Consider the following 15,251-nt stretch of genomic DNA (forward strand, 5'->3'; position numbering starts at 1 on the left):
ATTATTTTGAATACCATGGTATTCTAGTTGGTTGCTTTACACCTTGTCCAGCTAAATTTGATAATGAATCTTCTAGCAAGTCATTTATAAGACTATCACCTGCGCCACCTGCTTTTAAAGCCTCTCGAGCAATCCTTGTATGTTCATCCAATGTGTTGGGTCTACCGCTTTCATATAACTCTTTAAATAACTCACGTTGTTTTGATGTCATCTTTTGATGATTCAGTCCATTTCGTTCCATAAAATCTTGGCTTATAGAAAACCCTACATTAGGGTCATATTTAGAAGCTCCTTTAAAACCAGCCTTTGCATGTACATGATGGCCCCCAACATCCCCATACTTACCAGTTCCTGAATATCTGCCACCCTTATCAGCAAAGAACTGTAAATCTAATTTATACTTAACATTTTTCGTCTGTTCTACAACAGTATCTTCTACTGCTTCTTTAATATTTCGCTCTGTTGCCGTTTGTGCTACTTCTCTTATGTTTCTTTCTGTTGCTTGCTGTCCGGCTTCTCTTACTGTTCTTTCTGCCGTATTTTCTGTAACCGAACCCACTATTTTAAAGCTTGTTTTTTCTGCTAGCTGTTTTGCTATCTCTTTACCAGATTTAGCACCAACTTTACCAAGCACATCTGATATGAGTTTTCCTGCTGTTTTTAAGCCTTTGCCTAAGTATTTTACACCTTTAAAGATTAGGTCCGCACCAAAAACACATCCTAAGTAGAATGCTGCTTTTCCATACTCCCCTTCCTTTAAATAATTAACTGCATTAACAGCATCTATTATATCTCCAAGTACTGGCATAAAGCCTGCTACATCTAACCAGACCTCATTAATGCCTTCATCTTCTTCTTTTTCTGGGCTTAGTCCAAAGGGGTCGCTATAGTTGATTGGATTACCATTAACGTACGCATGACGATTTAAGCTTCTGCCATCTAAAACATTACCTACTATTACATCCGCATTCATAAAACGCTTGATATCTGGATTGTAGTATCGGGTACACATATAGTATAAACCATTACTGTCTGTTATGACACCTGAGCGTCCATTGTATTTAAAGATAACATCATTACTTCCTTGATGATCTACTAATTCACCATATGCTGTGTAACTAAATCTGTCTGTTACTTCGCCTTTACTATTTGTAAGTGCTGTAGTGCTACCTCTATTATCAAAGTGATAAATGAAATAATGATCTCCTTGCTCCTGGGCCAATAAACCTTTGCCATAGATGTACCATGTAACAGGTTCACCCTCTTCTATTTGTGCAATGGTCCTAGGCAGTTCATAGTTGCTATCCACTACATAAGCTGTTCGTTTACCCGCTTCAATAACAGCAATACGATTGTTTTCACCATCATATTCATAGATGGTGTCTCCTGCTCGAATCAGCCTATTTCTAGCATCATATTCAAATTCTACCCATTTACCATTTAGTGGACCATACGTCAAGTTACCATCTTGATCATAAATAACTTTCTTACCATTATAAGTGCTTAACCTATTATCTTTATCATAAGTCATGGCTACTGTTTCTGAAACAACTGCTGAGGCTTTTACACCTCCTTGTGCTTTGGTTTCTTCTACAATATTGCCTGCTCCATCATAAGTGTAACTATAGCTATTAATGACTTGTCCTGTACCCGTTTTATCAATAATGCCAACAAGCTGACCTAGAGCATCATACTGATTGATTTGAACACTGCCATCTGATCTTATCGTTTTTTCTAGTCTGCCATTAATATCATAACTATACTTGGTTTTTCTACCTGCCCAGTCCTCAACTTCTGTTACTTGATTCACTGCATTATAGCGATATTTAACTTCCTTATTATTGGAGTAAATCACTTTGGTGACATTTCCTACTGCATCATACTCATACCTAATAGCCATACCATTAGCTTCTATATATTTGATGACACGATTCAAAGCATCATATTCTCTTTGAATACTATTTTTCTCATCTAATACTTGAAGGACATTGCCATTAGCATCATATCTATAGCTAACTTTACCTACTTCATCTGTAAAAGAAGTGATTCTGCCTGCTTTATCATAAGCATAGGTTGTATTTTGCCCTCTACCATTAGTACTACTTTTAAGTTGATCTATATTATTATACGTATAACTATGGCTATATCCAAGACTAGTGGTCTCTTTTACCATTTGTCCTGACTGATTATAGGTATAAGTATAGCCACCACCTCCTGGATCTGAATAGGACTTCAATTTTCCACCTAAGGTATAAATGGCCTTAGAAATGCCTTTTTCAGGATCTTCTACCTGACTTACGTTGCCTGTCTGATCATAGGTTATTTTAGTGGTACGATTTAAAGCATCTACTACCTCTATCACTTGATTTAATTGATTGTAAACATTGCTAGTAGTATATCCTAATGCATCTGTGGTACTTACAAGATTATTCAAGCTATCATAAGTATTAGTAAACAATCTAACCCCAGCAGCATCAAAGTCACTGATGAGATTACCATATTCATCATATTCTCTTCTCACAGTGCGACCTAAGGAATCAGTAGCACTTATTAAACGTCCTAAAGCATCATACTTAAAGGTAGTTGTGTTGCCATTTGCATCTGTAATAGCTACTACCCTATCTTCTTTGTCATAAGTGTAGGTCGTTACATTACCTAATGCATCTGTTACTGTCGTTAAGTTATCATTTAAATCATAGGCATAGCTTGTCATATACCCTCTTGCATCAGTTTCATTTACAAGGCGTCCCCAATTATCATAAGCATAAGATCTAGTGTTGCCTTCTCCATCCTTACTCCAAATCAAATTACCTGCTTGATCATAGCCGTATTGTGTTAGATGACCTTCTGCATCTTCCTTACCTGTTAAATTCCAAGCTTTATCATAGCTGTATTTGGTGCTGCCTTTTCCTACGGTGTCCATAGTCCTTAATTTTGTGTTTTTAAAATAGCCATAAATAACTTTTTCACCATCTGGTAAAGTCATTGCATCTAAGCTGCCTCTTGTGTCATAGTGGAAAACAGTTATCGCACCTTTTGTATCTACGGTTTTAATGAGATCTCCTATATAATTATATTCTTTTAATTCAAAAGAACCATCGGGATAAATAGTTTTAATGAGTCTATCATTGCCATCATAAATATAGTGGATTGTATTTCCTTCACAATCTATGGCTTTAACCAGATTATTATTACCATCATATTCAAAGTGTGCGGTGTTCCCTTTACTACCTGTTATAGTGAGCTGATTACCTCTGCTGTCATAGGTATAGGAAGTTTTATAACCTAATGCATCTGTAAGACTTAATAGGTTTCCTTTATGGTCATATTCATAAGTAGTTGTATTACCTTCTCTATCCGTAGTTGTTTTAAGCCTACCAGCTTCATCATATGTCATATGATTCGCATTACCTCTAGAGTCAGTAACACTTGTTAATAAACCATTTTTGTAATCATATTTGATTTTTCCTAAGCCTACTACCTCTTCTGATAAAATCCGGCTGTACTCATCATATTCATATTGAGTCACTTTACCAGACGGTTCCCTCATGGTTAATATTTGATTGTTTTCATTATAGGTAAAGTAAGAAGCTTCTCCTTCTTCATTAACAATACTGGTTACATTTCCATTGCCATCATAAGCCATATATGTAACTGTATTTTCTGGATCAGTTATTTTAGTAACCTGATTATTCCCATTATACTCATAGGTTACTTCAACATCTCCATTGGTGTCAGATACCTGATTACCTTTGCTATCATAAGTTAATGTTCTTACCTTTGTTCTTGCTTCACTTACTTCTTCTGTTTCCATAATGAGAAGGCCATCTCGATTATAAACATAAGTTTTATTATGACCTAGTCTATTTTTTACTGTTACTATATATCTCCAGAAGCTTTTATCATCATAAGTAAAAGTAGCAAGTTCATTACCTGACCTAGCATCATCTTGAATAAGTACCCTTCCTTTTTCATCATAAGTATTCGTCAAATAGGTAATGCCCTCTGCATTGGTCATTGTATGAATGTGATATTTACCTGTATAAGTATAAGTTTCAGTCTTTCCATTCATATCTGTCATACTTACTAGCTGACGGTCAGAATTATAATCAAACTGAACTATTCTGCCTACTTGGTCTGTTACACTTCTTAAAAGTGTTTGTCCATCATAATTAAAGGTTAATCTAATATTGCTATTTCTTTCAGATACAGAAGAAAGAACGTCATCTTTGTAGCTTAAGTCTAAAATACTTCCACCCTTAGGTTGAATACTGGTGAGTCTACCTTTATTATTAAAGGTAAATTCCTGTTTATTAACATCTGTATAAATATACTGTTCTCCTGACTTGACACACTGTACATCTTTTAAGTCTGGTGAATTAGAGGTATATATACCATTTCCACTCTTATCAAAAAGAAAGAGTACATTAACTGGTGACAAGTGAAGTACTAATACCTTTGTATTGCCTTCGATTTGTTCTAACTTCATTTCATAGTTATGGTACCACCCTGGCCCCATTTGTTCAGGTGTTTCGTCTTCTCCCTGTTCTTCTGGCGTTAATGATGAATAATAAGCTTCGAAAGTAACTTGTCCTAAACCTTGAAGCGCCATTAGTGTTTTTGTAGTCTCTTGTCCTCCTGTAACAACGTTAACTGGGTCTTCCACTAATTCTGGCTCTGCTATGCGGTATTGTGGATTATGTGCTGGAATAACAGAAATACTTACCGGAATGTCCATGGACTGAGAAGTTACATAGGCCTCAATAAGCTTATTATATTTTCCATCTGGTGCACCTATACTATTATTGTATACTAAATATATACTTTCTCCAGGTTCAAGTACTTCTACAGTTATAGCTTTATCACTCTCTTCAATACCTTCTATATTAGCAAAATCATGAATATCTAAATCTGGGATATGGACTTTATCTATCTTCATTTTCTCGCCTTCTTGGCTTGAAAATTCATCATATTCTTTTCCTACTTGATTAGATCTATCGTTCTCACCTGCCCAGTCTAAATAACCTCCCATACAATACGTTCCAATGGCACTTGATTGCTCAGTTCCGGTCATCCATTGTAAATTATAAATAGGCTCTGAGCTAGTATTAATAATTTGGAAATAAACATAATAGGGTACACCGGTATATGCTGCATCTTCTACTTGTACGTTAACTGCTAGTCCTCCTGGCTTAGACACAGTTACAGGTTCAGATGTTCTAAATATTGCGCTAATCTTCTTTCTGAATGGCATGAGCATACCATTATAATTAACATCAATATTATATTCACCGGGACTATCTCCTCTTACAAACCAGCTATATTCTGCTTTTTCGCCCCCTGCTAAGTCATCTAGTTTTACTTCTGCCATTTGATTTCCTTGGTCATCTACTACACTTTTGTTACCACCTAGCATTTGAACTAGAGAGAGTCCTGGCGGTAATTGAATTTCTATAGTAGAATCTTGAACTACAAATTGTGAATCACACACATTTTGCACAGTTACAGACACATTAAAGAATTCTTTTAGCCAACTTATTTTCTGAGGTACTGTAATAGTAGAAATAGCTGGTGGCTCATTACTCCCCTCGGGGGCCGGTATAGCTTGTATATATGTTGAAGTACTAGCATTTCCGGAATAATTTCTTAGGGGACCTACTACATAATTACTAGCATTAGCGCCACCTCCTCCTCCACTCTCATTAGTACTACCATGATATATTATTTCTCCTTTTGAATTACAAATAATAGGTAAATCTAATTCTTGAAATGTTAAATGAATATTAAAACTAAAAGAGTGTTGATTGTCTGGATTTGAAAGATCTATACCTGCCTCTTGCATTTCTTCCATGGTCATTTTATGAACTTGGATATCTCCAATAATAGGCTCACCTTTCGGTAAACGAATCGTTTGTTCACTTACTCTTCCTCTCGCTACCTTCATATTCACTTCTTTAGGTAAGTAATTAGTAGCATAGGCAGCAATATTATAGTTTCCATCTCTTTGGTAAATAGATACCATTCCTGATTGATCTGCTCGTAAGATAATTAAATCTTCTGATCTGATACTGGGTGCATCAACATATACTAAAGCATTCGGAATAGGTAGTCCTGTTTCTTGATCTAACACTTTTAAACGAATTTCTCCTGTTAAATGTGCTGAATAAACATAGACATTTATACTTGCTGAATCTGTATTACCATAAGCATCTTGTACGGTTAACCTAGTTTCATAGACACCTTCTTCTTCAAATACATGTTTCGGAGCTATTCCTGCTCCTTGTTTACCATCACCAAAGTCCCATTTATAACTCACAATCTCATCATTATCACTTGATAACGAAGCATCAAATACCACTGCTCTTCCTGTCATTGCTGCCATACTATATCCTAGTCTAGCTGTTGGTGCATAGGGGTCTTGAGCTAGTGGAATAACTGTTATTTCATTACTATTGCTCTCTCTACCATAAATATCCCTAGCCGTTATTTTATACGTGTAGGCTTTTTGGGGCGAAATCATTTTATCTATATATTCAACTTGCTCAGTTTGAGCGATTAATGTAAAATCTCCATTTAGCCCTTCTTTTCTATATATTTTATAGCTTCGAATTAAATGGGCATCTTGCTCTACTTTCCAATTAAGTTGTACCTGCCATGGTCCTGGCTGTCCACTTATCGTTGGTGCTGGCAACTTCCCTGTATTTAACTCATACGATACCTTCATATCTATACTTCTATTTCCTGTTGAATCTATTGCATAACAACGTAGGTTATAAATACCACTTTCAAGTTTATCTGTTTCCCACTTAAATTCAAATATACCTGATTTTTCATCAGTCGCTATGGTGTCGATATTATTCCATTCCAGTTCTCCTTGCTTTTGATAGTCTAATACCACCTGCCCCAACTTATAATTATCATATATAGCTACACTTATAGTTGGATTAATAGCTATTTTAGCATTGTTACTTGGTGCAATACTTGTAATAGTCGGTGCCTGAATATCATTAGAAGCTATTATTTCTACTTCCTTTGAAAATTCACTACGATTTCCTGCGCTATCTATACAGTTGATTTTATACTTATAATTCTGTTTAGGTTTTTTATCTGGTTCTCTATAATAAAGCGCTTGTAAATTAGCAGCTACTTGCTTATATGTAGCTTCTCTCTCATCATATTTATAGACATCGTAGCCTACTATATCTTCTTCTTGACCTTGCAACCAAGTTAATACTATTCCTTCAACATCTTCTTCCACCTTTAGCCCTAGTGGCACCTGTGGCGCTGTACGATCTACAACATATTCTACAAATGACGCCTGTTCATTCTCTATACTCCTATTTCCTTCATTATCTACAGCAATCCCTCTTATAAATATACTTCCTTCATTAAAACTTAGTAGGGATAGTGTAGCACTAGCTTGAGCCTTTTTTTCATTATTAATATTTGTACTAGCAAACTCTTGCCAGTTTAAACAATCTAAAGAATACTGAAAGATAATATTCTGTAATGCATGATTATCTTCTGCCTGTATAGAAATGTTTACTTCTTTATTCAATCTACTAGAACTTGGAGAAATTGCTGTGATACAAGGTATTTCACCATCATTAGTCGTGCGTATACAAAGTTCTTCTGATATACCTGCTTCATTTTTCCATATGTCGTATCCTATAACTTGTACAAGATAATCTGTTTGTGGCACTAAATTACTTATATTAGTTCCTAATACATTGCCCGTCTCAATACTAGTAATAAGACTTCCATCTTGCGGATTTTTTTAATAAACTATAAATTTTTCGAAATCCTCAATATCAAGTTTATCCCATTTTAACATCATTTGTGTACTTGAAGTTTCTACTGTATTAAAGGTAATTGTTTGACAATTAGGCGCAACAATCGTATATGTTCTTATAACTTCTTCTATATTAGTGTTATCAGAAGTATCTGTAGCAATTGCCTTAATAGTTAAAGTACCTTCCTTTTTCGGATTTGTGAAACTAAATATAGCTTCTGATTGATTAGAAACTGTATCGATCTCTATCCATTTGCCTTCTTCATTTAAATATTGTAAGGTAGTACTTTTAATACCGATATTATCCTGTGTTCTTACAGTAACAACAACTTCTTTTCCTATTTTACTTTTATTAGAAGGGACTATCCCTATTACCTCTGGTGGAGTTGTATCTTTCAAAGCTATAGCCATTATAGATTCACTTGCTTCTCCTATAATGCCAAACCGTGTTTTAGTATATAATTTATAGTAATATTCTTTCTCTGCTTCTATAGCCTTATCCAAATAACTATTAGCCTTTCCCGTTTCAATTGTAGCTAACTTAGTATATACTCCATCTCTTACTTCTGATCTATGTATTTCATAATAAGCAATACTATCATCATCAATTTCTTGCCAACTAATTTCAATTTGTTTTTCCCCCGGTTCAGCTTTTAAGCTGATTACTTGAGAAGGTTTTGTCGTATCAACTACATAGTTTAATTCTTTAAGTATGTGAATACCTCTTTCATCTTCCATGCTTATTCTAACTACATAATTCCCACTTATAATATCCTCTAAATCCCATATAGCACTATAGCTAATACCTCCTTCTATCTGGCTCCCCTTGATATTTTCCTCTGGAATACTATAATACTCACTCTCATTAGTATATTCCACTTTTAAATTGCATTCCTCTAAACTATTATTAGTCATATAATTTATCTTAAAGTTTACACTATCACCACCAATAGTACTTTGATTAGTTGGAGTCACTTGTGAAATATAGGGTTCCATAATAATGGTATTTACTTGATTACCATTTTCAGATTGTATCTCCCCTTCATAAATTGCAGCAACTGTATAATTATAGAGGGTCTGATAATCAATATTAGTATCTTTAAAGGTGTTTTCTTGAGTTTCCTCTATTTCTACACCATTTCGATATATCTTATAGCTTTCTATTGGAAGATTCGTATATGGCTTATACCACTGTAACTTAATACTATAATCTTTCTGCTCTTTTATTAATAATGTAGTTACCGGTAAAGGTTCATTAACCTTAGTTCCTCGTTTATAGTTAATTATCCCTTCACTATTAAACTTAATATTTATAATTTCCGGCAAAATACTATAGATGCTAAATTCATCTGTTTCTTTAGGAATAAAATAAGAGTTCGGGCGACTAATAGCCCTTGATATAACATCTCCACCTGCCCATGCACTAATAAAGTCCCCATTTTCTCCCTCTACACTATTTCCTTTTTTCCAATATCCCTCATTCCATACAGCAAAATTTTCATGTCTTGGACTTCCATCTTTTACATAATCAATACTGGCAAATGTTGTAAAAAATGCTCCTTGTGAATCTTCTGTTAGAATAGACCATGGTTCCTCATACTTATAATAATTTGTTGACCATGTAATATTTATCTCTTCAATTCCTAAAGCATCTATCTGCTCCTTTTTATTTACAATAGCATTATATACATTTTCATTACTTTCATCTGAGCTTTCATAGTAATACTTATCCTTATTTATTAATTCATACGGCTTAATTGTACCGTTTTCATTAACTTGTATAATATCAAGCATCATATAAGTATTGCTTGCTGGCATATTTAGTTCTACTGAATGTTCACCACTGAATAACTGGGGGCAAATATAATATATTGTATGTCCCCATCCATAGTTTCCCACATATGGAATAGTATCAACCAGTTCTCCATCAATAATAACTTGAACCCCTTGATTTCTGCCATAATGGCTCTGTACAGCAAGTATAAATTGAGATCCTATAAAATTAAACCTCGCTCTCCCCTCCTTGCCTGTTCTTGAATTATGTGTTCCTCCATTTAAGAAATTTCCATGGTCACCATTATGCCAATCATCCATATTTTCATACCAGATATTTTTATTATCATCATCAAACACATTCCATCCTGGAGCATTAAAGTTAACTTGGATACCTAATTTAGGTATATACTCACTTAATTGATTTATCTGTAATGCAGATGCTGTGGTAGTTGTAACATCCCCCTGTGTTGCTTTTATACCAATATCATTATTTGTTATATCAATAGTCTTTTCTCCATAAGTATATTGTAAAAGTAAGATAATAGTTAGCATGATACAAATTACTCTTTTTTGCATTTTCATTATTTTTCCCCTTATAATTCATTATCTTATTTTTAAACCCTATCTAGTTTTTCTAATAAATAAGTAGTTGTTTTAATGTATTATCCCAACTGTACTTCAATTCAAAGGCCCTACATATATCTCCAATAGGCAAATACGTCCTGCCATCTATAACTTGAGCTTTCTCACTAAGCTTCACCTGTTCCCCATTTACAAGCATGTAATCTTTATTGATGCCTATTTTAATCTGCTTTTCTCCTTGAATGACTGCTTGCTTATTATTCTTATCCCATATAATTTGATCAGGTGAAATATTAAGTACATAAGTAATGTATCTAATAGGAACCATTAAACGATTATTTTTTGATACAAACACAGAAGCATCCATCTCTATCTTCTGATCATCAATTTCTAATACTTTATTTTTTAATGTAAAGAGTAGTTTAGTATACTTGGGACCATTTCCATTGTTTTCGTTATTATTATTCTGGTTTCCACTGTTCCCACTATTTCCGTTGTTATTACCTTGGTTTCCATTACCCCCATTATTTCCATTGCCATTACTCTGGCCTCCGCTATTCCCATTGTTATTACCTTGGTTTCCACTCCCCCCACTATTTCCGTTGTTATTACCTTGGTTCTCGCTATTCCCACTACCTCCATTGTTATTACCCTGGTTTCTATTCCCCTCATTATTTCCGTTGTTATTTCCCTGGTTTCCGCTATTCCCACTACCTTCATTGTTATTACCTTGGTTTCCATTATTTCCGCTATTACTATCCTCTTTTTTAGTTCCCCCTGTAGTAGTAACCCCTATAATATTGCCCGCTTGATCATATGTGTATTCTATTACAACCCCAGACTCATATGTAACTTTTGTAAGACGATTCAAATCATCATATGTATATGTTTCTGCTTGTACTAGTATCCCCATACAATAGACACTTAATAAGAAAACTCCCCAATGCTTTTTCATATTTTCCCCTTTTGCAAGTATTTTCTAAATATTTTATCATATTTTTGTCTTAAATCCAATATTTTCATCAAATTATACTTATTTCAATTCTCAATATATATTTCCAGAAAAATTTTCAATATAAAAGCCGTTATAAAAGGAACTTTATCTCTTCCTCTTATAACGGCTTTTTATTAACATTGTTTCCAAACTCTCGCTACAATAATAGTCATATCATCATTTTCTTCCCCAGCTAGAAGATTCCTTGTCTTCTCTAGCAAATAACTTGCTAAATATTGAGGATTATTACTTTTTGCTTCTCTTATAAAGTGTTTAAAGGTTTCTTCTTTATTAAGGAAGTCATTTTTACTTTCTAAAATACCATCTGTCACCATGATCACCATGTCACCATCTTTCAGCTGTTTCTTACAGCTTACAATATCAACGCGGTCCAAAATGCCAATAGGTAAACTACTTGCTTTAATGGTGGTTACTTCTTCCTCTCGTACTAAGAAGCTCGTAGATGCTCCTAGTTTTAGGAATTCAGCGATGCCTGTATATTCATCTACCAAGGTAATATCCATGGTAGAGAAGTTATCTATATCTGATTTTAATACTAGGGCTGAGTTAATCATTTTAACGGCAACTTCATTTTTAAAGCCTGACTCCATAAAGCTTTCTAACAGCTCGATGGTAGCTGTACTTTCTTCATTAGCAAGTTTACCACTGCCCATACCATCAGCTAGGGCTAAAAGGTATTTGCCACTTGTAAGCTCCATAAAGCTATACACATCTCCTGATATGTCTCCTTTAGCTGCTACTGCAGCACCTGCAGTAATGTTAAACTGCTTTCTAATACCTAATTTAAAATAACAATATTTATCTTCTATATGATACTCATATTTAATGACATCCACTTTTAAGTCTAAAGCTTCTTGAATCCCTTGTATTAAACGCTCCTTGAGATCCATTTCCCCTTTATAATGGACATAAATATGAATCTCTTCTTTACGGCCATTATTTTCTAGTACCATGATATCTTTGGTTCGAATGCCCTTCATATGTAAATGCTCCCTAATATTTCGTTCATCTTCTTTATTAAAGTAAAACTCACTTTGAATATTAGAAGAGAGTTTTTCAATACTTTCAGAAACGGCTTCAAACTGCTGACTAATAAGCCCCCTAGTTTCCACAAAACGCTTTTGCCATTGGCGTTTCAATTTAAGTAGGTCCATTTTAAAGCCTAAAGTAAAGGCAAAGCTTTCTGCGTTAATACAGGCATTTTTAAATTTTACAGGGATATCTGCTACTGTAATACAGCCTTTTTTCTCTATGGTATCTAACATATCATAACTAGAAGCATATGTATCTTTAATATAGTCTTGCCAGCAAAAATGGTTCATAGAGCATTTTTGACAAATACATTCTCCTGTATCTTCTATCATATTTTGAATATCAGCTTGTCCAAAATGAACTTCTTTATCCGATATACGCTCAAAAGTCTTACTTAAGTCATTAAAGGCTTTTGAGAAATGATTCAACCTCTCAGTAATAATGGTTTGAACATGTATCAGGTGCTTTTCCTCATCCACATCTATACCATAGCCAAACCAGTCTCCTAGTCCAAAATAATTTCTAGGAATGCACAAACTCATCACCACTGCTCCTACATAAGCTCCTACAATAGGTAAGTCAATCACCCTTTGATTAAATAAAGCAAAGCCTAAAAGCAAACCTAAACCTGCAGCAAAAACAATCCCTACTCGATCCAAAAAATAAAATAAGCCGCCAATGAGCGCTGCAAATAAGTAAATCGCTACAAACTGTGTAGGCATATAACCAATAACTACTAAGACGGTACTAATGATTAAAGTCATAATAATCCCACTGCTCATTCCCCCTAGGAAAATTACAGAAAGAATTAATATAAATATAAGAACATCCTTGAAGTAAACTCTCTCAAACAAGGGTACTATCATATAAAAATCCATCATCCCCCCTAAGAGCCCCGCTATTAGGAAACTCATACTAGCCATTTCGTTTTGAGTTAAAGGAGTTGTCCTTTTCTTATCTAAGACTTGGATACTATAAGCTAATATAGTTACCAATCCCATAGCCACTGCTGTCTCTAGTAAACATACTGCCATGCTATAGATCGTAGCTTGTCCTATAAGAAGTGACATCAGGGAAATAATAAATGTACTTAATCCCGTTAAAACAGTTTGATTCTTTGTATTACACTCACTACCAAAAAACTGCATTCCCATGCGAAAACCCATTAAAAGTAAAAGAATAAGAATATACCTGACTAAGATGGTATCTAATTTCCCAACTGATAATAACCCCAGAATACCTAATACAGCTCCCCATCTTCTCGTTTGCTTGTTCAGATACATTGCTCCTACATAAGCAATGCCCAAGGTATAAAAGCCACCAAACAACTGGATTCTCCCCATAAAAAATGCCATACAACATAGCATTACTGTCATCCAATTAACCCCTTTTAATAATTCACTTACTGCTATCTTTTTTTCTCTTCTGTATTAATCAACTTAATCTCTCCCTCCTGCAGCAATATTAATTATACAAACAGTAGGATTAGATTTTTGTAAATATTTGGTAAGCAATACATAAAATTTTGCGACATATTTTATTGATTTACAAACGAAAGGGTGAGTATTTCCCAGGAAAAGCTTTTCTCCACTTGATACTGCTTTTTATCTTGTCGAATGCTTAAGTTAAATCGTAGTAACTATTATATTCTTTTCTTTCTTTATCGTTTAATTTATCCTTGAAAGCTTTTTTAATATCTAAGAAGTGTTCCATATCATTTAAAAATTGATAAAGCATGGCTCTATTTTCAAACTCTTCTCTTGAACTAGGAAGTACGCTTTGCTTGAAACCTTCTTTTAAAGCGTCTAATTCATCTAATAGCACTTCTACCACAATCTTTCCTTTAACAGAATCTGCTACTCGTCTTGTAAAAGCTGCCACCTCATAGCCTTGCTCTACATTCATAAATAAATGTGTAAAGTGTCTTAACATATATTGAAGTACCTGAAACTGACTACTTCGCATGTTGAAATATTTCTCATATGGCGAATCAAAATTAAAAAAATAATTATTGGCATTACGATGTGCCCTCTTTTCTCCATTGGAAAGATGTATTTGTAGCTGTTCAAGTATTTTATCTGTTTCTATAGTAGTAGCTTTCTCCTCTAAGGTATCAGCCATATATGTAAAAAGTTGATACATCTCTTCCTCAATCGCACGTTTATCCTTTAAAAGCTCGATTTCTATACTAGGCATATATAAATTAAGCACTAAAGCAACTCCCGCACCAACAATCATTAACAAAAGTTCGTTGCCTATTAAACTGATACTTGTACTTTGTTCTCCTAATAAATGCGTTACTAAAACAGAGGCTGGTACAATTCCTTCTGTCATCTTAAATCTAGCAGCTATAGGAATAAAGAACACTAGATATAATCCAAATACATAAGGTCTGAAACCTAAAATCTGAAATAAAATACTTCCTATCAATAAAGCTACGCAAGTAGCAATAAATCTTCTAACAGCTATTTGCATAGATTCTTTCTTAGTACTCTGTATACTTAAGATGGTAATAATACCTGCTGAAGCCATATATTTAAGTCCTATAAGGTCTGCTATAACCATAGCAATACTGGCACCTAAACCTGTTTTAATCGTTCTTACTCCAACGATTCTTTTCATTTCCTTTCCCTCCTCATTTTTATTCACTTCACATTTAACTTACACTACAATTTCTAGGCTATACTACTATAGATATAGATTAAATTATACCTATGCCAATATGCTTAGCATATAATAAAAGGTATCAATGTATAAGGTAAGCGTTCATACATCTCTCTTCATTCTTCATATATCTCTATTTTACTTTACAAACAGCAAAAAAAGAAGAGCTATAAAACTTTAAAGTTTTATAGCTCTTCTTTTAAGAAATGGTCGCTATAGGGCTCGAACCTATGACCCCCTGCTTGTAAGGCAGGTGCTCTCCCAGCTGAGCTAAGCGACCATAGTAGCGGAAAAGGGATTTGAACCCATGACACCACGGGTATGAACCGTGTGCTCTAGCCAACTGAGCTATTCCGCCATATTTATTCTGTGCCTCAAGCACTTTTGTAG

Annotated in this window: 5 protein-coding genes and 2 tRNA genes; all 7 read right to left on the reverse strand. The window is 34.4% G+C overall.

Going from position 1 to position 15,251, the window contains the following annotated elements:
- Nucleotide 1: 1 nt before the first annotated feature.
- Nucleotides 2-7,702 (reverse strand): PKD domain-containing protein, encoded by a 7,701-nt coding sequence (locus CLOLE_RS17055; protein ID WP_013658361.1) that lies wholly within the window; start codon nucleotides 7,700-7,702, stop codon nucleotides 2-4.
- A gap of 75 nt (nucleotides 7,703-7,777) precedes the next feature.
- Nucleotides 7,778-10,150, reverse strand: coding sequence for a fibronectin type III domain-containing protein (locus CLOLE_RS17060; protein ID WP_013658362.1), 2,373 nt, complete (start codon nucleotides 10,148-10,150; stop codon nucleotides 7,778-7,780).
- Nucleotides 10,151-10,202: 52 nt separating this feature from the next.
- Nucleotides 10,203-11,105 (reverse strand): stalk domain-containing protein, encoded by a 903-nt coding sequence (locus tag CLOLE_RS22065; protein ID WP_013658363.1) that lies wholly within the window; start codon nucleotides 11,103-11,105, stop codon nucleotides 10,203-10,205.
- A 173-nt stretch (nucleotides 11,106-11,278) separates the two neighbouring features.
- On the reverse strand, nucleotides 11,279-13,573 hold the full coding sequence (gene spoIIE / locus CLOLE_RS17070; protein WP_013658364.1) for a stage II sporulation protein E: 2,295 nt from the start codon (nucleotides 13,571-13,573) through the stop codon (nucleotides 11,279-11,281).
- A gap of 244 nt (nucleotides 13,574-13,817) precedes the next feature.
- Nucleotides 13,818-14,819, reverse strand: a complete 1,002-nt coding sequence (locus CLOLE_RS17075) for an aromatic acid exporter family protein (RefSeq protein ID WP_013658365.1) — start codon at nucleotides 14,817-14,819, stop codon at nucleotides 13,818-13,820.
- A 249-nt stretch (nucleotides 14,820-15,068) separates the two neighbouring features.
- A tRNA-Val gene (locus tag CLOLE_RS17080) sits at nucleotides 15,069-15,141 on the reverse strand.
- 4 nt (nucleotides 15,142-15,145) lie between these two features.
- Nucleotides 15,146-15,219: transfer RNA gene (locus CLOLE_RS17085), tRNA-Met, on the reverse strand.
- Nucleotides 15,220-15,251: the final 32 nt, after the last annotated feature.

The organism is Cellulosilyticum lentocellum DSM 5427, from assembly GCF_000178835.2.
Taxonomy (GTDB): Bacteria; Bacillota; Clostridia; order Lachnospirales; family Cellulosilyticaceae; genus Cellulosilyticum; species Cellulosilyticum lentocellum.